This is a genomic window from Acinetobacter sp. 22512, assembly GCF_052044755.1.
GTDB lineage: Bacteria > Pseudomonadota > Gammaproteobacteria > Pseudomonadales > Moraxellaceae > Acinetobacter > Acinetobacter pittii.
Genome location: NZ_JBQENP010000002.1, coordinates 141,536 through 162,882, shown reverse-complemented (window position 1 = coordinate 162,882; position 21,347 = coordinate 141,536). Strand labels below are relative to the sequence as shown.

The window sequence follows — 21,347 nt, the reverse complement described above, 5'->3', positions numbered from 1 at the left end:
AAGTTTTATTTGTTAAATTTAACATATTAATTAACATTATTATTTAATGTATTGTAAATAAATGGTTTATTTTTTATTGGTGGGTATATCCGTTCTAATCAAAGTTTCAAAAAAAGGCGAGTTTATCTCGCCTTTTTTATTACTCAATTCCAAGCAAACGTATAAGTGCCGTGCCGGCAGCTGCCAAGCAAATCACTAATAACAGCGGTACTTTTTTCCAAACCAAGAACAGTGCTAAGCCAACACCAAATATTCGTGCAAAACCTGCGAAATGTTGACCTTCAAAAAATGTTGTCGTCACTGCAATCGCACAGAGCAAGACCGTTGCACCGTTTGAGAGTAAAACTTGGTATTTTTCAGAAAACGAAAACTTGGCACCTAAGTGAAAGCCAGCAAAACGAATACTGTACGTTCCAAGTGCAAGTAGAGCTATTCCTACAATAATCAGTAACTGTTGACTCATTTTTTTCTACCCCATATCAATCCAAAAAGCGAAATCAGAATTGGAAGTCCTGCGGCTAAAAAGGGTGTGGTGATCAGCGCTAAAGTTGATCCGGCAAATGCAGCTTTTCGAGTGGATTTATTCTTTAAAGCATTAAAAGTAAGAGCAATTAAAATCGCTGGGAAAATGGCATCTAAGCCAAATGTTTTAGGGTCTGGAATAGCACTTCCAATGAAATAACCCGCCGTTACACCCAGTGGCCAACTCAGCATAATGCAAATACCACATAACCAGTAAGCAGCCTTTTTTGTTTCAAAATCGGGCTGTGCCATGCCAAACAAAACGCTTTCATCGTTCATGATATGAGCCCCGAAATATCGAGAATATTTGCCACGGATTAGTTCATTGACTGCAATACCAAAAGGTAGATGTCTTAAATTGACGAGTAGTCCTGCAATCGCAGCTGCAATTGGGCTACCACCTACAGCCAAGAAACCAATAAAAATAAATTCAGCAGTTCCTGCGAGCACAAACACGGATAGACAAAGCGGGATCCAGAGCGCTAAGCCATAACTTGCAGCGAGTGAACCTAAAGACATACCAACGACACTCGTCGCTAGACATACAAAGAAAATCGAGCGGGTAGTGTCTTTACTAAGTTTTTTAATTAGAGAGTATGTGGACATAGCATGATATAACGAACGATTTTCCATTATAATGAATAAGTCTGATCGTTTTGTCAAAACGAACGATCGTTTTTTTTATAGAACGGATGTGGTGAATGTCTCAGCCAATCGAAATTATTGCCAAAGGTTTAACGCGTGAACGTCAAAGAGCAGGGCTTTCATTGGCAGAGGTTGCTCGTCGTGCAGGTGTTGCTAAATCTACACTGTCACAATTAGAGGCAGGGCAAGGTAATCCAAGTATTGAAACCTTATGGGCACTTTGTGTTGCACTCAATATTCCATTTGCACGGTTGATGGAAGAACCAAGCAATCAGGTACAAGTCATTCGCTGTGGTGATGGGCCAACAGTGAGTTCTGAGATTGCCAACTACAAAGCAATTTTGTTGGCGACTTGTCCACCTCATGCGCGCCGAGATGTGTATTTATTGATTGTTGAACCGGGTGAAGACCGTCTTTCAGAGCCACACCCTGTTGGTTCTGTGGAGCATATTATTGTGGTTGAAGGTAAAGCTTTGGTGGGCTTAATTGATGAAGCTGTTGAGCTTGGTGTTGGAGACTATATTTGTTATCCAGCTGACCAGAAACATATATTTAGAGCGTTGGAAACAGGCACAAAGGCATTATTAATTTCTGAACAAAACTAAAGAATTTCAATCTGATTAAAATAAAAACTAAAAGCCATTTACCAGCATCCCCTACAAAAAGGGCCAATTTTGCGTATAAATTTTGCAATTGGCTCTCTCTTTTATTACAAAAATGGCTCTCGTTTCTTGAGTGCCGAAACGACAAATTAAAGCTATTGGAAGTATGCATACGGAAGCGCCGGATAAGCTCAGTGAATTTTCTGTTTTAGGAATTGAGCAGAACGGCTAAATTTTTAGGGGATATTTTTTGGCTTCGGAGGATTTCCGAGACTAGCCGATATCCTCCATATATTAAGGAAAATGATATGGCAGCTCATCAAAATGGTTCTGAAGCCAATCACTCCCAAAGTTTAAAACATGGACTCAAATCACGCCACTTAACGATGATCTCGATTGCAGGGGTTATTGGTGGTTCTCTATTCGTCGGCTCAGGTAGTATTATTTACAATACCGGACCTGTAGTTTTCTTAACTTACGCTTTAGGTGGTCTACTCGTTTGGTTCATCATGCGTATGTTAGGCGAGATGGCCGTTTTAAACCCTGATAGTGGCTCTTTTTCAACTTATGCTGACCGTGCGATTGGCCGTTGGGCAGGGTTTTCAATTGGTTGGTTGTACTGGTGTACTCTGGCCATGCTCATGGGGTGGGAAGCCTATGTGGCAGGAAAAATTCTAAACAATTGGTTCCCGTTTATACCGATCTGGGTCTATATGGTCGTGGTGATTGGCGCACTGGTTGTCGTTAATTTACAAAACGTGAAAAACTATGGTGAATTTGAGTTTTGGTTCGCCCTCATCAAAGTCATCGCGATTGTTATTTTTCTTGTGATTGGTAGTTTAGCGATCATGCATTTGTGGCCTTGGGGTAATCCGGCTGCTTCTGGTATTAGTAATTTAACCTCTCAAGGCTTTATGCCAAATGGCGGCTCATCCGTTATTACAGCCTTGCTTGGGGTCATGTTTGCCTACATTGGTGCTGAAATTGTTACGGTAGCGGCAGCAGAGTCGGCAAACCCATCGAAAGAAATTCGTAAAGCATCAAACTCGGTGGTTTGGCGAATTATTTTATTCTACGTTGGTTCAATGTTCGTTGCGGTATGTTTGATTCCCCACAACAATGAACTTTTGAAAGATTCAACTTGGGGAACCTATAGCGTAACTCTGTCTGCACTAGGCATTCCTGGCGCGCGCCATATCGTAAACTTCGTGGTTCTAACCTCAGTATGTAGTTGCTTTAACTCAGCTCTTTATACGTGTTCACGTATGTTGTTCTCTTTAGCTAAACGTGGTGATGCACCGAAAAGTTTTGGCTCTGTAAACAGTAAAAGTAGTCCTTGGGTAGGCGTGATTGTGTCATGCTTCTTCTCTGTGATTGCCGTAGTTTTAACTGCAACCGAGAGTATGAATGTTTATGACTTTTTCATGTTAACAACAGGTGCAGCCACACTCTATGTATATCTGACTATTGCTTATTCTCAGCTTCGTATGCGTAAAAAGTTAGAGGCTGAAGGCGTGAAAATTGACTTTAAAATGTGGATGTTCCCTTATCTAACTTATGTGGTGATCTTTGCAATTATTGGTGCAATTCTTACCATGTTGATTGAAGGCACCTATTTTAAAGAAGTGATTTACACCACAGCGCTGTTCGGCATTATTGTGTTCTTCGGTTTGTTGTCTGAAAAGCTAGGTTGGGGTAAAGATCGTAGAGCGACCCATTTAACTCATAGTCATGAAGAAAAGTTAGTTTAAATTTTTAAATAAAAAAAGAGCCTTACAAACAGGCTCTTTTTTATTTGTTTTAATAACAGAGGAAAGTTAATTTAGCGTAGGTACGCCTGCTTCACGTAAGCATTGGAGCAAGACGCCAAAAGCCATCACCATATCTTTTTCATTTACACAGGCAAAGCCCATCAGCAGCCCACGTTCTGCATGTGCATGTGACTGCATGTAGTACTGTGAAAGAGGACGAACTTTGACACCACGTTCAAGCGCTGTGGCTGCAATCGCGACATCATCGCAAGAGTTTGGTAGTTTTAAAACCAGATGTAACCCTGCCGCTTCATCATATTCATGAATAAATTCGGGACCAAGATAACGTTGAATTAAGCTCACCAAGTAGTCGCGGCGTTTGCCATAGAGCAGGCGCATACGGCGAATATGCGCTTCATAATGGCCTTCACGAATAAATTCAGCTAAGGCTTTTTGCTCAAGCAAGTGCCCACCACGATACAGCTCGGCTGCCACAATTCGTAATGGCGAAAAGAGCGGCTTAGGTACGACTAAATAGCCAATTCTAAGAGATGGATAAATGGTTTTACTGAATGTGCCCATGTACAGCACAGGCGCATCATTTTCTAAACCTTGTAAAGACGGGTAAGGCTGCCCCGAGAATCGGAACTCACTGTCATAGTCATCTTCTACAATCCAGCTATTATGCTGACGTGCAATCTCAATCAGTTTACGTCGGCGGTTTAGGCTTAAATGAGAGCCAAGCGGATATTGGTGTGAAGGCGTGACAAAAATGAGTTTAGGAGGCTTGGCCGGATTTTCCTCAGGAATAATACCTTCAGCATCGACAGGCATTGGCTGAATATCAAGGCCATTAATTCGTAACGTATTACGCATACCCCAATAAGCAGGATCTTCAATCCAGATTTTATCTCCCATATCACTAAGCGCACGTGAGACTAAGTCGATCGCTTGGTGGATGCCTTCGGTAATAATAATCTGGTCAGCATCGCACTGGACTGAACGCGCAACACGTAAGTAATCTGCCAATGCACTTCGAAGCTCAATACATCCACCTGCGTTGCTATAAATCAGGCGGTTAATGTCAGGCTCTCGGCTTAAACGTGCTTGAATACGACTAAAAATATGATGTGGGAACTCAGTCACATCTGGTGCTCCCGGCACGAAAGCTCCCCATTGGTGTGGCGACGCTGCGGCATAGCCCAATAAGTTGGAACCACGCTGTGATAGCGCATAAGAATTTTGAACTTTCGGGCTTGAAACTACTTTTTTCTTGTTTTGTGTATTTAAAAAACTCTCTGGTAATTTTTCGGCAACCCATGTGCCATGGCCTGTACGAGCCTCTAAATAACCTTCCGCTTGTAGCTGTTCATAGGCAGTGAGCACTGTATTTCTCGAAACATGAATTTCACTGGCTAAATCGCGTGACGCAGGTAGACGAGTCTTGGGCTGGATGACTCCATCAATAATGGCACCACGCAGGCAACGGAAAAGGCGTTGATGTAGTTTCCCTTCAGTGTCCTGTTGGAGTCGTTGCAGCAAATGATCTCCAAGTAAACTACGCAATTGGCTCTCTCCTACAGTTAAAAAGTGGCTCTCGTCAGTTGGCATCAGACGAGCGAAATTACATGCATAGGCAGTCGTTGTAAAGCACCCTGAAAATTAAGCACAGGATGCAAGAAACCAAAGCTGCAACTGATGATGAAAATATGAGGGAATCAAATGGATAATCAACATTCTGCACTTAACGCACGTAAACAGCAAGCAACTCCACGTGGTGTAGGCGTGATGTGCCAGTGGTATGCGGAAAAAGCTGAAAATGCTACGCTTTGGGACAAGGAAGGCAATCAATTTATCGACTTTGCTGGTGGTATCGCGGTTTTAAATACAGGCCATCGCCACCCTAAAGTGATTGCAGCGGTGACTGAACAACTTACTAAATTTACGCATACTGCCTATCAAGTAACACCATATGAAAGCTATGTCGCTTTAGCTGAGCGTATTAATGAACGCGCGCCAATTGCTGGTCCTGCAAAGTCTGCTTTTTTCACTACAGGTGCAGAAGCAGTTGAAAATGCGGTGAAGATTGCTCGTTCTTACACAGGTCGTCACGGCATTATCACTTTTGGTAACGGTTTCCACGGTCGTTCATTTATGACGATGGCAATGACAGGTAAAACGGCTCCTTACAAACGTGATTTCGGCGTAATGCCAGCGGGTGTTTTCCATGCACGTTACCCAGTGCCTGCTAAAGGTATTTCAGTAGACGCGGCAATTGAAAGCGTTGAAGATATTTTCAGTGAAGATATTGCACCACATGATGTTGCGGCAATTGTGCTTGAGCCAGTACAAGGTGAGGGCGGTTTCAATGTTGTGCCAGCTGAGTTCTTAAAACGTTTACGTTCAATTTGTGACAAGCACGGTATTTTATTGGTTGCTGACGAAGTGCAATCAGGTTTTGCTCGTACTGGTAAATTATTTGCAATGAACTATTACGAGACTAAAGCAGACCTCATCACGATGGCGAAAAGCTTGGGCGGCGGTTTCCCTATTTCAGGTGTTGTGGGCCGTGCAGAAGTGATGGATGCACCAAACCCTGGTGGTTTAGGCGGTACTTACGCAGGTAGCCCAATTGCGGTTGCTGCTGCGCACGCAGTGATTGATGCGATTGAAGAAGAAAACTTATGCGACCGTGCAAATGAATTAGGTGCAGAGCTAGTCGCTACCCTTAAAGATATTCAGCAAGCAACAGGCGACGTCGTAACTGATATTCGTGCATTAGGTTCAATGGTTGCAGTAGAACTTGAAACAGCTGAACAAGCAAAAGTTGTACAAAACTATGCAATGGAAAACGGGTTGTTACTTCTTACTTGTGGTAAATACGGTAATGTAATTCGTTTCTTATATCCATTAACCATTCCTGCTGAACAATTTCGTCAAGGCCTTGATATCTTGAAACAAGGTTTTGCGACACTCAAAGCAGGTAGTGCAAAAGCAATGGAGCAATCTGCATGATTCAAAATAATTTGCAGTATTTATTAAAACATCCTGATATTTCATTAGAAGCACCTGCATCAAATGACTATATCGAAGTTAATGATGCTGCTACAGGTGAAACTTTGGCATGGGTAAAAACCTATGACCGTGCAGGAGTTGAAGCCGCAATTAACCGTTCAGCAAAAGCGCAAGCTGCTTGGAAAAAGCAAACTGCTTTGGCGCGTGCTGATGTGTTATTGGCATGGTACAACCTCATGCTTGAGCACAAAGAAAATCTGGCTCAAATCTTAACAGCTGAGCAAGGTAAACCATTGGCAGAAGCACGTGGTGAAATTGGTTATGCAGCCTCATTCATCCGCTGGTTTGCCGAGCAAGCGCGCCGTATTGATGGTGAAGTCTTAACACCTACGTTGCCAAACCAACGTCTGCTCGTGATTAAACAAGCGATTGGCGTTACAGCTGCAATTACGCCGTGGAATTTCCCTGCTGCTATGATTACGCGTAAAGCAGGTCCAGCGATTGCTGCGGGTTGTTCAATGTTGGTTAAACCAGCAGAACAAACGCCGTTAACCGCTTATGCGCTTGAAGTATTGGCTTTACAGGCAGGCTTACCAGCAGATGTTTTAATTAACATTAGTGGTGATGCGGTTGAAGTGGGCAAAACCCTATGCGAAAGCGATATTGTTCGTAAGTTAAGCTTTACTGGTTCAACGCAAGTTGGCCGTATCTTGATGCAACAATGTGCGCCAACCATTAAAAAGCTTTCACTTGAACTTGGTGGTAATGCACCAGTTGTGGTATTTGACGATGCTAACCTTGAACAAGCAGTTCAGGGCATTATGGCAAGTAAATATCGTAACAGCGGTCAAACTTGTGTATGTGCTAACCGTATTTATGTTCAAGACGGTATTTATGATGCATTGGCAGAGCGTTTGGTTGAAGCCGTGTCTAAGCTTAAAGTTGGCGATGGCCGTCAAGAAGGTTCAACTCAAGGGCCTTTAATTGATGAAGATGCGATTGCAAAAGTTCAGTCTCATATTGCAGATGCAACTGAGAAAGGCGCGACAATTCGTATTGGTGGTCAACGCTCGGCACTTGGTGGCACATTCTTTGAACCGACTGTGTTAACTGGCGTAACGCAAGACATGAAAGTGTCTAAAGAAGAAACTTTTGGTCCGCTTGCACCACTATTCCGCTTTAAAACTGAAGATGAAGCAGTGGCGATGGCGAACGATACCGAGTTTGGTTTAGCTGCTTATTTATTTACTCAAAGCACAGCTCGTCAATGGCGAGTGGGTGAAGCACTTGAGTACGGTATGGTCGGCATTAACACGGGCGCGATTTCAAATGAAGTTGCTCCGTTTGGTGGCGTAAAGCAGTCAGGTCTAGGTCGTGAAGGTTCAAAATTCGGCATCGAAGAATATGTCGAGATGAAATACCTTTGTGTAGACTTATCTGAGTAAGGAATAAAGCGAGTTCGTTTTGTTCTGAACGAAAACATACAGTTATGCTGTATGTAATGTTTCATAAAAAACCGGTCATGCCCATTCATGACCGGTTTTTTATTTTAAGTCGATAGATAGCCATCACGACTTTCAGGCAAACGCCTGAGTTCATCAATCAGCGTTTCAATGAGTTTTTCAACCACAAGACGTTGGCCTTTTCTCGAAACATAAACCAATTGCAGCGTACCAATATTCGACTTCCAGTCAGGAAGAATATGAATAAGCGTGCCTTTACGGATTTCAGATTCGACGGTTAAAAAAGGAAGGTCGGCAATGCCTAAACCATCCATGACGGCATAATACACACCAGCTAAATCATTACTTTTGATTCGTGGTTGATAAGGCACATCAACTGATTCACCGTTACGAATATTGCATAGATGCCAAATAGGATTTTGCTTTTGTGTACCTAAGCTAATACTTGGAAAGTCCTGTAATTCGGAATAATGCTTAATGGTGCGACCTTGCAACAATTCAGGCGAAGCCACCAAACAATGATCGGTTTTAATCACATCACGAACAATTAAATTCGAATCTTCATTCGGTTCGAAATTGGTCCGAATCGCGAGGTCGATGTCATCATGCAAGATATCTACTCGACGGCTTGTTAGCTCGAGTGCGATCTCAACTTTGGGGTAGGTTTTTAAAAACTGATTTAAAATTTTTCTAATTTGAAAATGCATCATCAGAGGCGGGCAACTAATTTTGACCAATCCTTGAGGTTCACTTTTTTGCTTTAATAACACGTTTTCTGCACATTCAACTTGAGTAATAACCTTGCAGCATTCCTCATAAAACTCTTGGCCTAAATCGGTCACCTTAAAATGACGTGTTGTTCTTTGAATCAGGCTGACATTAAATTTATTTTCAAGGTCAATAATGCGTCGGCTGAGCTTAGATTTACTAATATTTTCAGCATCACTGGCTGCACTAAAGCCGCCGTGTTTTACGACTAAATAGAAATAATAAAAATCATCAAAAGAACTTATCAATGTCCGATCAATCCATTTAAATTTAAGATTAGAGCGCTTAAGCACTCTAATCTTGTCAATAGAACTTATTTTTGTGAGGTATTAAAGCTATAGCTTGTCATCAGGTTGCGGTAATCAGGAATATGATTTGAGAACAAGGCACCTAGACCTTCCACATCATTACGCCAGTCGCGGTGTAATTCACAAGCCATGCCAAACCAAGTCATCAGCTGAGCACCTGCTTTTGACATACGATCCCAAGCAGCATCACGTGTTAATTCGTTGAAAGTACCAGAAGCATCAGTAATCACAAACACTTCAAAGCCTTCTGCGAGTGCAGATAGTGCAGGGAATGCCACACAAACTTCAGTCACCACACCTGCAATAATCAGTTGTTTTTTACCTGTCGCTTTAACTGCTTTTACGAAGTCTTCATTGTCCCAAGCGTTGATTTGACCAGGACGTGGAATAAAAGGTGCATCTGGGAAAAGTTCTTTTAATTCTGGAACTAAAGGACCATTTGGACCGTTTTCAAAACTCGTGGTAAGAATAGTTGGTAAATTGAAATATTTAGCAGCATCAGCAAGTGCTAATACGTTGTTTTTAAATTTATCTGGGTCGATATCTCGAACTAAAGAAAGTAAACCTGCTTGATGGTCAACTAAAAGAACCGCAGCATTATCCTTGTCTAAACGCACGTAATCTTGAGCCATTTTTATGTCCTCGTGTTATCAAAATAAATAATCAAAAATTATTGAGTAGGTCGTTATTGCCTAAAATTATGCTAGTTGAGTTTTATGTCGTGATTAAGTCTAAAAAATAGGATTAAGAATTTTAAAAATAGGACGATCTTAAAAAGAGCACATTAAATTCTATGATTGTCTCATAGATGAAATAATGTGTTGCTAATCCTGATCTATAAACTGCAATTATTGAGGCGTAAAATCAATACCAGTTCAAGAAAATCCTACATATATAGGAGAGATCAGATGAAGAAATTTCTTGGTGCATATCAAAATAACCACATGCATTGGGTGGGTGATGGTTTCCCTGTATATAACCTATTCTCTTATGACCGTTTAGGCCAAACCCTAAGCCCATTTTTGCTACTCGATTATGCAGCGCCTTATACATTCTCGCCAACAACTGAACAACAAGGTGTCGGTTCGCATCCTCACCGTGGCTTTGAAACAGTGACCATCGCCTACCAAGGTGAAGTGACTCATAAAGACTCAAGCGGCGGCGGCGGAACCATTAAAACTGGTGATGTACAGTGGATGACTGCGGGTGCAGGCGTGTTGCATGAAGAGTTCCATTCTCCTGAATTTGCAGAGCATGGTGGTCTGTTTGAAATGGTGCAATTGTGGGTAAATTTACCTGCTCATTCAAAAATGACGCCTGGAAAATACCAAGCGATTGAAGCGAAAGATATTCCAGACATTGCACTAGACGAACAAGGTAGTCATTTGCGCGTAATTGCAGGTGAATATGCAGATGCAAAAGGTGCTGCAACTACATTTAGCCCATTAAATGTATGGGACGGTAAATTGGTTAAAGGCCAAAAACATACCCTCTATGTACCTGAAGGTCACACCACGCTTGTTGTGATATTAGATGGTGCGGTTGTAGTCAATGATGCAAATCGTCTTGAAGGTAAAACCGTTGCGATTTTGTCTCGTGAGGGCGTTGAGTTTAGTTTAAATGCAGAAGAAGACACTAAATTTTTAGTGTTGACTGGCCAACCACTCAATGAACCAATCGAAGGTTATGGTCCATTCGTCATGAATACCAAAGCTGAGATTATGGAAGCGATTAATGATTTTAATCGTGGAAAATTCGGTTCAATCATGCAAGAAGCATAAATTGCCGAATTGCATTTGAAGAACCTCTAAAAACAAAGTAATAAAAAGCCCGCTATCAAGTGTGAATAGCGGGCTTTTTCGCTGTAAAGATTCTGTTTTTATGATGGTTTTCATTGTTGTTGCGGCATTGTTTTATGTGATTTGCTTCTCATTATTATGAGTTAATAATATATTAAAAAAAGATTCTTGTAAAACAAATGATATAAAAATAGTTAAATTATCTTATTTTATTTAAAAGATTTTTTTTAAATTTTCAAAAAATATAAGGTTTTATCGGCTTCTCTGATTTTGTAAAAAAATATAAAAACTTGATCTGATTAGTAGCTAAATATTTTCTATATAAATTGATGCAAAAAATAAAAATCTGGTAGTTTTTAATACGGTGTTTTTTTGGGGTATGAGTGATAATCAAAAAAATTCTCGAAAAATGGGACATCATTTTGAATATCGCAATTATTGGCAGTGGAATGGCAGGGCTTGCGGCAGCAAGAATTCTGAAAGATGCAGGGCATACGATCACGATATTTGAAGCACTTCCTGGCCGGGGAATGGATAGCCATAGCATTGAGTTCGATGGTGGAATTATTGATGCACCGCTACGTGTGATGAATCCTCACTTATGGAAAAATACACTTAGCCTTGCTGCTCATTTAGGCATTAAAACTTTCCCAGTTCGTACTTATATGTCTTGTAGCTGGTTATTCGAAGATCGTACGGAAACATGGTTAACGACTTCTCGTAGCCGTATTGGTAATTTCCCGATTATTAATAACCGTAAAGGCATTCAGCAATATGGCTGGCGTCTTGTGAAAGGGATGTTGCAATTAAAAACTGCGATTCACCAGTTTTTCAAATCTAAAAATCAAGATATTACCCTCGCTGAATTTATTAATCAGAACGATATTGAAGAAGTATTCTGGCATGGTGTGGTTATGCCAGTGCTCTATACAATCTGTACGTGTAATCCGAAAACAATTGGCGATTGGCCTGCAAAAAACTTACTTGAGTTTTTACGTCACTTAACTGATGGCGACATGTTGTTGCGCATGAAAGGTGGCACACCAGCATTTGTAGATAGCTTGATTAAAGGCATCGATATCCATAGCGGATCGGCAATTAAGAAAGTTGAGCAACAAGGCGAAAAAGTACTGGTTGAAAACAGCCAAGGTGAACAAAACTTATTTGATCGAGTGATTGTTGCAACGCCAACGTCTAAAATCGATGAGTTTTTAAATCCTGAACAGTTTGCAGAAGATATGAACTTGCTTAAGCAATTCCGCTTTGAGCAAGGTGATCTTGTTATTCATACCGATGCGACCGTTATGCCACCACGCCGTAAGGACTGGTCAGTGCTGAGCTACATGATGGACCGTAAGTTTACGCGTCAGCAATTTACAGTTTGGATGAATGCGGTTGAGCCAACACTCGTGGGTAAAAATCCTGTATTCCAAACTTGGCGTCCAGTGGTTGATATTGACCCTAAAAAAGTTATTTCAAAAGTGACTTTAACGCGTGCGGTTGTAGACTCACAAACGGTTGCTTTAAACAAAGAATTGCAACAACGCCATTTAGACCCGAGCCGTAAAGTATTCTACTGTGGTTCATGGTCGTGTGATGGCTTGCCAATTTTAGAGTCAGCAGTTACTTCTGCCATGCATATTGCTGAAATTTTAGGTGCACCTTTACCATTTGTAGGTTTAAAACCTAAGGTCGAAGTTGCCCCAGAACTCGGCTACTAAAATTGTGAAAACAAAAGTTCGAGCAGCTCTCTCTCGATACATTCCCCATAAATATGCAATTGATGCATCAAGCTTAGGGGATGATCAAGAGCTTGCTTGGACAAATTTGGGTTTTTGGAAAAATACCCTAAACTACCGTGAAGCTTGTTGCCAATTGGCTGACCATTTGGCACAAGCTGTCAATTTAAATTCAAAAGATTATCTCTTAGATTTAGGCTGCGGACAGGGTGCAAGTTTGTTGCACTGGTTACAGCATTATCAGCCTAAAAGCCTCAGTGCAGTTGACTTGCAAGCCCAATGTGTTCATAAAATTCAAAATCTTATTCCCGAAATAAGCCAGATTTTTTGCGGTTCATTTTTAAATTTAAAACAATTTGAATTTAAACAATACTTCGATGTGGTGTTGTGTATCGATGCCGCTTATCACAGCAATTTAAATTCATTTCTAGATTCCATCGCTCCAGTTTTAAATTCAAAAGGACGATTAGGTTTTCACTATCTAATGCGTGCCGATTCATGTCAAAACATGACCGCTCTACAAGAACAAAAGCATCGTTATCTACTCAAAGCAGCAAATGTCGCTTGGGATACTGTGCCAAATGAAAAAATGCTGAGAGCTACCTTGGAACAACAAGGTTTTGTCGATATTCAAATTGAAGATTTATCTGAGCAAGTATTACTCGGTTTTTCGAAATATATTCAAAATCAACAAGGACAAAAGCAAAGCCGAGGATTGGCAAATTTTAAAATTCAAATGACTGCAAAGTTATGCCAACAACTCTACCAAAATGGATATGTACGTTATATTCAAATCACAGCAATAAAAAAATAGGATGAGCTATGTCAGCCAAATATCAAGGATCGTGTTTATGTGGAGCTGTGAGCTACCAAAGTGAAGCAGAGCCACGTTATAGCTTTAATTGCCACTGTCGAGATTGCCAAAAGGCCACAGGTTCGGCCTATGCACCAATCGCTTTTTTTCACCAAACTGAATTGAAAGTAAGTGGTGAGCTGAAATTTTTGAGACTTTGGGATCTTCTGGGCGACCTATTAAACGAGCGTTTTGCCCGACGTGTGGTTCTCAGCTTTTTGGCTTACCTGAAATTGCGCCTGAAATGATTTCAATACGTGCAGGTACGCTTGATGACCCGAGTCTCTATCACCCTAGAGCAGAGGTGTTTGTGAGCCAAGCCTATGCATGGGATACGTTGAATCCAAACCTTAAACACTTTGAAAAAATGATAGAGAAGAGCAAGAAATAAGGCTTAATTAAAGAAGCCAAATATTGCCAAAGTACAGATTAAAGTAAAGCTGACAATGGCGAAAAATAATATAGTTTTTCTATATTTTAGCTGCGGCATTTTACTTACAATAATAATAAGGCATGCAAGTATGGTCACTAAAGGTTGAAAAAGATTTGATGGCAAAGTAAACATCTCGTTCCTTGTTGTTTTTAAATTTATTTTAGAAATAAAGTAATAATCTCATTATATCGTCTTCTTATTTAATTGACGAACAGAACTTGTTTATAAATTCATATTTTTATTTCAATGATCGCAAATCAAGTTTTAAATTTAAAAGAACCATGTACGCTTTTTCTTACATACATTCGGGAAATTGGCGTCTTTCTATGACGTGATAAATTGCCTATGATGAACTCATCAGGAACAGGAAGTTCCGAAACGTAAAACAACAATAATAAGTTTAAGCATCAGGACGTGAGGTATTACAGGAAGTGTACCTAGTAACGAAATACGAAAAAAGCCCAACAGGATGTTGGGCTTTTTTCATTTCTTATTAACGAATTTCTTTGCCACCTAAGACAATAGAGTCACAAGATAGATTGTAAAATCTACAGACAACAAAAAACCCCATAAATCAAATATTCATGAGGTTTAATGATGGTGCCGGCACACGGATTCGAACTGTGGACCTACTGATTACAAGTCAGTTGCTCTACCAACTGAGCTATGCCGGCGATGTGGAGTGAATTTTACAGTTTCTTAAAAAAATTACAAGCCAAAAAATGAGCATTTAAATTTTTTCATATCATTTTTAAATGCTCATAGGGGCTAGCCTGAAAAAGTTAGAGTTTTACTACATTAATGTGCTTTGGCATGTGAAGTATAAACCGCTAAAAATATTCCAATTAAAGACAAGACCACGGTTAAACCTACAATGGCACTCCAGCCACCGTGTAACCAGAACCAACCGCCCGCTGAGCCGACAATACTTGAACCCATATAGTAAAAAAGTAAGTAGAGCGAACTAGCATGTGCTTTAGCTTGTTTGCTTTCAGCGCCTACAGAACTACTGGTAAGTGAGTGTGTAATAAAGAAACCTGTGGTAATAAATGCAATACCAATAATAATGCCGAAAAGCGAGCTGAGTAGGGTCATGAGGCTCCCTACAATCATTAAGGCAAAACCACCCATCATCATGGTTTTTTTACCAAAGCGATCCGCTAAGCTACCTGCCAACGATGAAGACACCATGCCAAAGCTATACGACAAGAAAATAAGGCTAATTTGTGTCTGACTGAGTGAATAAGGTGCTCCACTTAAACGGAAAGTGGCATAGTTAAACAAAGTCACAAAAACACTAGTCAGCAAGAAACCAATCGCAAATAGGCGTAATAATTTTGTATTGCTTAAATGAGCACGCCACATTTGCATGTGAAAATCTAAATTTAGCCCTTTTTTCTGCACAAAATTACGCGAAGCAGGAAGTAGCTTTAAAAAGGCAATCGAGCAAATAAAACAGATTGCCCCAAGTAAGCCTAGGGCTGTGCGCCACGAAAAATATTCAACCAAAATACCCATGCCGACACGGCCCATCATGCCACCAAAAGCCGTACCTGCAATATATAAACCCATGGTTTTACCCAAGTGCTCAGGTGCAATTTCTTCGGCAATCCAAGCCATCGTCACTGCGGGAACACCACCGAGCAGCAAACCTTCTAAAGCGCGTGCCATCAGCAAACTGTGCCAGTTCGGGGTAAACATTGAGACAATATTTAAAATTGCTGCACACAGCATTGATGTAAAAATTACACCACGACGGCCAAGGGCTTGTGAAAAAGCACTCGATAGCACAATTGAAATCGCTAAAAAGGCAGTCGTTAATGACAGTGCTAAAGAGCTACTTGCAGGGCTAATCTGGAAGCTTTGGCTAAATGCAGGTAAGAGTGGCTGTACACAATAAATCAGAGAGAAACTAGCAAAACCTACGAGGAATAAAGCAAATCCTGCGTGTTTATAGGCTTTAGTTCCTTTGTGAATCCACTCACAGGAAAGAACAGACGTTGCCTCAGTGTTTAAGGTACTGGGTGTAGATGAAGAGTTCATATCATGACCATGACAGAAAAAGAGCAGTGCCTAAAGGCATGCTGCATCGAGAAAGTTCGATAAATTAAAATTAGCAATTTGAGAGGTATTTTTCTAATATATTTAACAATTGGTCATGATATGTTTTATATATAGCGATGGAACTAAGACATATACGCTACTTTTTAGCGGTAGCAGAAGAAAAAAACTTTACCAAAGCTGCGCAACGCTTAAACATGAGCCAGCCGCCTTTAAGCATGCAAATACGAGACTTAGAAGAAGAGCTAGGTGCAGATTTATTTATTCGATCACCTCATGGGGTGGAACTGACCGAAGCAGGGCTTGCCTTTTTAAATGCAATTCAGCCAGTACAACAGCGTGTAGAAGATGCAGCAAGCTTAGTTAAACAAGTGGCAAATGGCGAAGTGGGTCAACTACGATTAGGTTTTACTGGCACTTCAATGCTGAACCCTCTCATTCCTAAATGTGTTCGCTATTTCCAGCAGCAATACCCGAAAGTGAATTTAAAACTTGAAGAAGCCAACACCTTACTACTCATCGATTTATTGCTTGAAGACCGCTTAGATGTCGCGATTATTCGCTCACCACGCAACATTCCAGATAGTCTCATTCTTCAAGAATTATTAGCAGAACCACTCATTGCGGCTTTACCTTCTGAGTCTTTTCAACTCGACGATGCATCACCAGAAATTGATTTAACGGCACTCCGAGAGCTTGATTTTATTGTCTCGCCACCATCCATTAGTGCAGGGCTTTTTGATGCGATTAAACAAGCCTGTCATGAGCGTGGTTTTGAACCAAAAATTGGACAAAATGCTCCGCAAATTGTGTCAATTTTATCGTTGGTGTCTGCAAATTTAGGAGTGTCTTTGGTTCCTGAATCGACCAAACAATTGCAAATACAAGGCGTGGCTTATCGCTCTTTGAAAGCGCCTGTCCCTACGGTGGGTTTAGGGCTTGCTTATAAGAAACATGCCCCTTCGCAAATGGCAATTAATTTTGCCAGTGTGGTGCAAGTGGCTTGTCACCACGCCAACGAAATAAATGAAATCAGCTAGTTTGATTTCGGCGCTCTGTTCATTAAAAAAATGCCTGAAATAATAAAAATCGCGCCATATAAAAACGATAAAGTTGGCTGTTCGTGAATGAAAACCCAAGCCATAAGTGCTGCAAAAATCGGTTCAGAAAGCTCGGTCACCTGCACCTTGGCCGCACTCATATAAGACAATGCTTTAGTGGTACAGAAAAAGCCGAGTATGGTCGGCAGCACAGCTAAACCAATCAAACCTAAAACAATATCACTATTAAAATTAATGCTGTGAAAATTAATTAAAAACGGAACCGCAAGATAAACGCTACCAAACAGCAATAAATATTTAGTCAGAAACAGCCCGCCGTTTAATTTGAACTTTTTAACTAAAACTGAAAATAAGCCATAACCTGTACCGGCAATAGAAGCGTTGATCAGCATTAAAAGGCTATTTTCACCTTTCCAAGAAATGATACTAATCCCCGCAACTGCTAATAGTGTTCCAATAAGCGAATGAATGTAGATGCTTTCTTTTAAAATGAACCGACCAAAAAATAGGGCAGAGATGGCAGCCGAAGCCATGAGTACCACCACGACATTGGCCGCAGCACCGTGGTTATAGGCAATCGTCTCGAAAAAGAATAAAGAGAAAATCCCTAAAAAAGCACAGATGGCAATTTGAGTAAAAACGCTGAGTTTACTTGGCGTGCTGCTAATGTATGCAATCTTTTGGCTAACAGGGACTTTAAATAAAAAAGCACTTAAAAAGAAAAAGGCGATAATGGTTTTTAAAAAGGCAATGTCTTGTGGGTTTAAACCACTGTGCATGAGTAATTTACTAATTACACCAATAGAGGCATTGAGTGCAGCTGCACAAAGCGCAAATAGGCTTCCAATAATTAGATTATTCACTCTTATAATTCTTCCTAAGTTTTACGCATGCAGTCTACAATATTTTTTGGATGAATATTCAACAAAAATAACCAATTAACGCTTAATATTTTCAATGATTTATTTTGAATTGATTTAATAAATTTTACTCAAGACTAAAGCATTCTATAGACTTTTGTTTCAAATAATTGTGATTTAGAGCGCCAGCTCATATTATATAATTAGTTAATTATTAAAGAATTTTAAAAATGATTAAATCAATTATTACAGGCTGCGCGGTTCTTACACTTTCAGCTTTGGCGGTCACGCATGCAGAGTTTTCTTATGAACAAGAGCTACAACAAAGCTGTAATAAAGTGAAGCAATACGCGAGCTTAGGTAAGAAATTCTATGACCAAAAACAATATAAAAAGGCGCTCGAAAATTTCCAAAACCAAGCCTCTTGGACTGCTTTTTGTAAAGCTAATGCAGATGAAACCACAGTTAAATTTACTGACCGTGATATTGAAGTTGCCAACAATAATGTGGGCTTAGCCTATGCTAAATTAGGTCAGCCACTTTGGGCGAGAGCATGGTTTATGCTCGATGAAAAATCAAAATCTAGTCAATTTAACCTTAAGCAGTTGCGAGCCCCTAAAGCGTCCAATGACCTATCAGGTGAATATGTGCGTTACTCGGGTTTTGGTGAATGGGATCACATTACGGTAAGTCGCAAACAGGGCCAATATGCGATTGGCTATTCGGGTGTTTATATGGGCCTCAGAAGCTTAATTTATGGCCCAAACATGGGGCAGTTCGATACTAAAATGCCGACCAATGCCAAGCAAATTCTTTATAAAGACGAAGACTGCCGCATTCAACTCAATTTTAAAACCAATGCAAAATTAGGCAATTACATTCAAGTTAAACAAAACGAGGGCAACTCGGGCTGTGGCTTTGGACATAACGTTTATGCGGATGGCACTTATTTAAAAGTTGAGTCTGGAAAATAAGATTAAACATATAGGAACACAATAATGAAAAATATATTTGAGCCTCTACTTCTTCTTTCAACGGTTATTTTTTCTGCTCAAATTTATGCAGAGCCAATTAGCACATGCAAAGAAGTGAAATTCCAAAAAGCTGACGAGGCTTGGAGTGGGCACTATTATTTAAATGGTGTGATGGAAGTGGGTTCAGAACTTTTACTTCAACCAGACGGCAAGTTTAAATGGATGCTTGCTGTGGGTGCTTTAGACCAATATGCCGAAGGTACATGGTGGAAAAATGGAGACTGTATTGGTTTAAAACCAGACTCTAAATTTAAAAAGGATTTAAGTATTTTCCCTGAAAGTCTAACGATTTCTGACAAGTCCTTAGACGCAATTTGGGAAGGTGGGCGCCAGCAAGGCACTTATAACAAAGACTAAACTAAAAAGTCCGACACTGAGTCGGACTTTTTTATGGCTTATATTTTAGTGATTCACCGCTGCGAGTTGCTGAGCGTTATAGCGTGCGCCCATATTTGGATATCTCGCAATAATCGCTTCAATTTCTGCCAAATCTGCCGCTGTTAAATGAAGATCTACAGCACCCGCATTTTCCACAAGTCGTTCGATTTTACGCGTACCTGGAATTGGAATAATGTCGTCACCTTGCGCCAAAATCCAAGCCAAAGCCAGTTGAGCAGCTGTCGCATTTTTGCTTTGGGCAAATTCGCTAAATGCTTGTGCTAAGCTTTGGTTATTTTTCCAGTTATCGCCTTGATAGCGTGGTAATTGGCGACGGAAATCGTTTTCGTCTAGGCTACCCACATCAAGCGTATTGGTGATTAAACCACGCGATAGCGGTGAATATGGCACAAGGCTAATGCCTAACTCGCGAATGGTTTGCAAATGGGTTTGCTCAAACTCACGGGTAAGTAGCGAGTATTCATGTTGAACCGCTGCAATCGGGTGAATCGCATGCGCTTTACGAATAGTTTCAGCCGACGCTTCACTGAGTCCTAGGTAACGAACTTTACCTTGTTTGACCAAGTCCGCCATTGCACCAATGGTGTCTTCAACTGGAACATTCGGGTCAATGCGGTGCGCATAATACAAATCAATCACGTCTGTATTTAAGCGTTTTAAACTGTTTTCGACCGCAACTTTAATCCACTCTGGAGAACCATCAATATAAGACTCTAAAGAGTTTTGTGGGTTAAGGTTGTCTTCTTTATAGCGAAAGCCAAATTTGGTCGCCAAGAACACTTTGTCGCGGTGTTTTTCTAAAACTTTTGAGAGCAAAACTTCGTTTGCGCCGTTGCCGTACATGTCGGCGGTGTCCCAAAAGTTAATGCCGAGGTCCAAGGCTTTTTCTAAAGTTGCAATGCTTTGTGTGTCGTCTGAGGCACCATAGGCAAAGCTCATTCCCATGCAACCTAAACCAAGTGCTGATACTTTTTCGCCTGTTTGTCCTAAAGTTCTATATTTCATTTTTCACACTCTTTTTGCAAAATCACTTGAGTAGAAAAACTATAAAATGCTTTGGCTCAAACTGACGTATAACATTCAAACCAATAATTATAAAATTCAAACAATCTGTTTTTAGGCCACACAGTCTTCGCGGAATTTTTTAGGCGAAAAGCCTGTATTTTTCTTAAAGAAATTGGTGAAATACGCTGAATATTCAAAGCCTAAGCTATAGGCAATTTCGGAAATATTCCAACTGGTGTGTTGTAGCAGCGCTTTGGCTTCTTGCGTAATACGCGAGCTAATATGCTCAGAGGTGGTTTTACCTGTGGCTTCTTTTACAGCTCGGTTTAAATGGTTCACATGCACCGACAAGCCATAGGCATAGTCATTTGCTGTTTTGAGTTTCAGCTGAAAATGTGGCGAGTCGATCGGGAACTGGCGTTCTAATAATTCAAAGAATAAATGGCAAATCCGAACAGCAGCATTGCTATGTTTTTCAAACTGTTGGGTCGGTTGCATTTTCATGGCTTCATGCACAAGTAGGTGCAAATAATTTCTTAAAATGTTGTATTTATGAATATAGTCTGAATTTATTTCAGTCATCATCTTTTTGAAAATAAATGAAATTTCTTCAACTTGTTGGTCATTTAAAAAATATAGCGGGTCGCCGTCGACTTTAAACAGCGGTGAGTCTTTTAAAAAGCTTTGTCGCGATTCTTGGTTTACAAACTCTTCGGTAAATAGACAAAACCAGCCTGCCTGTTCAGGCGAATTAATTTCCCATGCATAGGGCACCATCGGGTTTGAAAACAGTAAAGCAGGGCGGTCGACTCGTATCCAGCGGTTAGCATAGTGAAGTTCACCTGTGCCTAAAACCAGTGAAATTTTATAATAATCGCGGCGGCTATAAGGCGTCAGGAACGAGCAGGCATCGCGTTGGAATACGTTAAAATGTCCAAACGAAGTCGATGGAACCGAGTAATCGCTATCTCTGGTTAAAGAAAAGCGGCGATAAAAATCATGTATGGTTTCCATGTCTTTGCCTGCATG

Annotated in this window: 19 protein-coding genes, 1 tRNA gene and 1 pseudogene; 11 read left to right on the top strand and 10 right to left on the bottom strand. The window is 40.6% G+C overall.

The window, feature by feature from the left end; translation table 11 throughout:
* Window positions 1-139: 139 nt before the first annotated feature.
* Both ACTJJG_RS03785 and ACTJJG_RS03780 read right to left on the bottom strand, forming a co-directional pair.
* Window positions 140-463, bottom strand: coding sequence for an AzlD domain-containing protein (locus ACTJJG_RS03785; protein ID WP_069120237.1), 324 nt, complete (start codon window positions 461-463; stop codon window positions 140-142).
* A complete protein-coding gene (locus ACTJJG_RS03780) occupies window positions 460-1,155 on the bottom strand; it encodes an AzlC family ABC transporter permease (RefSeq protein ID WP_069120235.1) in 696 nt (231 codons plus the stop codon). The genes ACTJJG_RS03785 and ACTJJG_RS03780 overlap by 4 nt, the downstream gene beginning before the upstream one ends.
* A gap of 68 nt (window positions 1,156-1,223) precedes the next feature.
* On the opposite strand from ACTJJG_RS03780, the gene ACTJJG_RS03775 reads away from it, so the two are divergent.
* Entirely contained in the window at window positions 1,224-1,772 is a 549-nt protein-coding gene (locus ACTJJG_RS03775) for a helix-turn-helix domain-containing protein (RefSeq protein ID WP_002117406.1), read from the top strand.
* Window positions 1,773-2,077: 305 nt separating this feature from the next.
* Window positions 2,078-3,520, top strand: coding sequence for an amino acid permease (locus tag ACTJJG_RS03770; protein ID WP_002117418.1), 1,443 nt, complete (start codon window positions 2,078-2,080; stop codon window positions 3,518-3,520).
* A gap of 66 nt (window positions 3,521-3,586) precedes the next feature.
* Here ACTJJG_RS03770 and pdxR read toward each other — a convergent pair whose 3' ends face one another.
* A complete protein-coding gene (gene pdxR, locus ACTJJG_RS03765; protein ID WP_017402825.1) occupies window positions 3,587-5,086 on the bottom strand; it encodes a MocR-like pyridoxine biosynthesis transcription factor PdxR in 1,500 nt (499 codons plus the stop codon).
* Between the two features lie 156 nt (window positions 5,087-5,242).
* Between pdxR and gabT the strand changes: the two genes are divergently transcribed.
* Entirely contained in the window at window positions 5,243-6,535 is a 1,293-nt protein-coding gene (gabT, locus tag ACTJJG_RS03760) for a 4-aminobutyrate--2-oxoglutarate transaminase (protein WP_002117401.1), read from the top strand.
* On the top strand, window positions 6,532-7,980 hold the full coding sequence (locus tag ACTJJG_RS03755; protein ID WP_017481786.1) for an NAD-dependent succinate-semialdehyde dehydrogenase: 1,449 nt from the start codon (window positions 6,532-6,534) through the stop codon (window positions 7,978-7,980). The genes gabT and ACTJJG_RS03755 overlap by 4 nt, the downstream gene beginning before the upstream one ends.
* A gap of 104 nt (window positions 7,981-8,084) precedes the next feature.
* Here the strand turns inward: ACTJJG_RS03755 and ACTJJG_RS03750 are convergent, their stop codons facing one another.
* Window positions 8,085-9,059, bottom strand: coding sequence for a LysR substrate-binding domain-containing protein (locus ACTJJG_RS03750; protein ID WP_044424962.1), 975 nt, complete (start codon window positions 9,057-9,059; stop codon window positions 8,085-8,087).
* A gap of 20 nt (window positions 9,060-9,079) precedes the next feature.
* Complete coding sequence (gene ycaC, locus ACTJJG_RS03745; RefSeq protein ID WP_002052204.1) at window positions 9,080-9,706, bottom strand: isochorismate family cysteine hydrolase YcaC; 627 nt, start codon at window positions 9,704-9,706, stop codon at window positions 9,080-9,082.
* A gap of 276 nt (window positions 9,707-9,982) precedes the next feature.
* On the opposite strand from ycaC, the gene ACTJJG_RS03740 reads away from it, so the two are divergent.
* From ACTJJG_RS03740 to ACTJJG_RS03725, 4 genes and pseudogenes are all read left to right on the top strand, one after another.
* The gene (locus ACTJJG_RS03740) at window positions 9,983-10,855 is read left to right on the top strand and encodes a pirin family protein (RefSeq protein WP_005078590.1); all 873 of its coding nucleotides are present in this window, start codon (window positions 9,983-9,985) and stop codon (window positions 10,853-10,855) included.
* Window positions 10,856-11,295: 440 nt separating this feature from the next.
* Window positions 11,296-12,594, top strand: coding sequence for an FAD-dependent oxidoreductase (locus ACTJJG_RS03735; protein ID WP_005066911.1), 1,299 nt, complete (start codon window positions 11,296-11,298; stop codon window positions 12,592-12,594).
* Between the two features lie 4 nt (window positions 12,595-12,598).
* Window positions 12,599-13,426: an SAM-dependent methyltransferase gene (locus ACTJJG_RS03730; protein WP_044424961.1), complete on the top strand. Its 828-nt coding sequence runs from the start codon at window positions 12,599-12,601 to the stop codon at window positions 13,424-13,426.
* Between the two features lie 8 nt (window positions 13,427-13,434).
* Window positions 13,435-13,856 (top strand): annotated as a pseudogene (locus tag ACTJJG_RS03725) (GFA family protein).
* A gap of 640 nt (window positions 13,857-14,496) precedes the next feature.
* Here the strand turns inward: ACTJJG_RS03725 and ACTJJG_RS03720 are convergent.
* Window positions 14,497-14,572 (bottom strand) — tRNA-Thr (locus tag ACTJJG_RS03720).
* A gap of 124 nt (window positions 14,573-14,696) precedes the next feature.
* Entirely contained in the window at window positions 14,697-15,941 is a 1,245-nt protein-coding gene (sxtP, locus tag ACTJJG_RS03715) for a multidrug efflux MFS transporter SxtP (RefSeq protein ID WP_044424959.1), read from the bottom strand.
* 137 nt (window positions 15,942-16,078) lie between these two features.
* On the opposite strand from sxtP, the gene sxtR reads away from it, so the two are divergent.
* Window positions 16,079-16,999, top strand: a complete 921-nt coding sequence (sxtR, locus tag ACTJJG_RS03710; protein ID WP_032057189.1) for a multidrug efflux pump transcriptional activator SxtR — start codon at window positions 16,079-16,081, stop codon at window positions 16,997-16,999.
* Here sxtR and ACTJJG_RS03705 read toward each other — a convergent pair.
* The gene (locus ACTJJG_RS03705; protein ID WP_044424957.1) at window positions 16,996-17,883 is read right to left on the bottom strand and encodes a DMT family transporter; all 888 of its coding nucleotides are present in this window, start codon (window positions 17,881-17,883) and stop codon (window positions 16,996-16,998) included. The genes sxtR and ACTJJG_RS03705 overlap by 4 nt on opposite strands.
* A 227-nt stretch (window positions 17,884-18,110) precedes the next feature.
* Here ACTJJG_RS03705 and ACTJJG_RS03700 point away from each other — a divergent pair, with 227 nt between their 5' ends.
* Entirely contained in the window at window positions 18,111-18,854 is a 744-nt protein-coding gene (locus ACTJJG_RS03700; protein ID WP_032057192.1) for a hypothetical protein, read from the top strand.
* A 24-nt stretch (window positions 18,855-18,878) separates the two neighbouring features.
* Window positions 18,879-19,271: a hypothetical protein gene (locus ACTJJG_RS03695; RefSeq protein ID WP_372552802.1), complete on the top strand. Its 393-nt coding sequence runs from the start codon at window positions 18,879-18,881 to the stop codon at window positions 19,269-19,271.
* 45 nt (window positions 19,272-19,316) lie between these two features.
* On the opposite strand, the gene ACTJJG_RS03690 is transcribed toward ACTJJG_RS03695, so the two are convergent.
* Window positions 19,317-20,318, bottom strand: coding sequence for an aldo/keto reductase (locus ACTJJG_RS03690; protein ID WP_263614777.1), 1,002 nt, complete (start codon window positions 20,316-20,318; stop codon window positions 19,317-19,319).
* 111 nt (window positions 20,319-20,429) lie between these two features.
* Window positions 20,430-21,332, bottom strand: coding sequence for a helix-turn-helix domain-containing protein (locus ACTJJG_RS03685; RefSeq protein WP_372552801.1), 903 nt, complete (start codon window positions 21,330-21,332; stop codon window positions 20,430-20,432).
* Window positions 21,333-21,347: the final 15 nt, after the last annotated feature.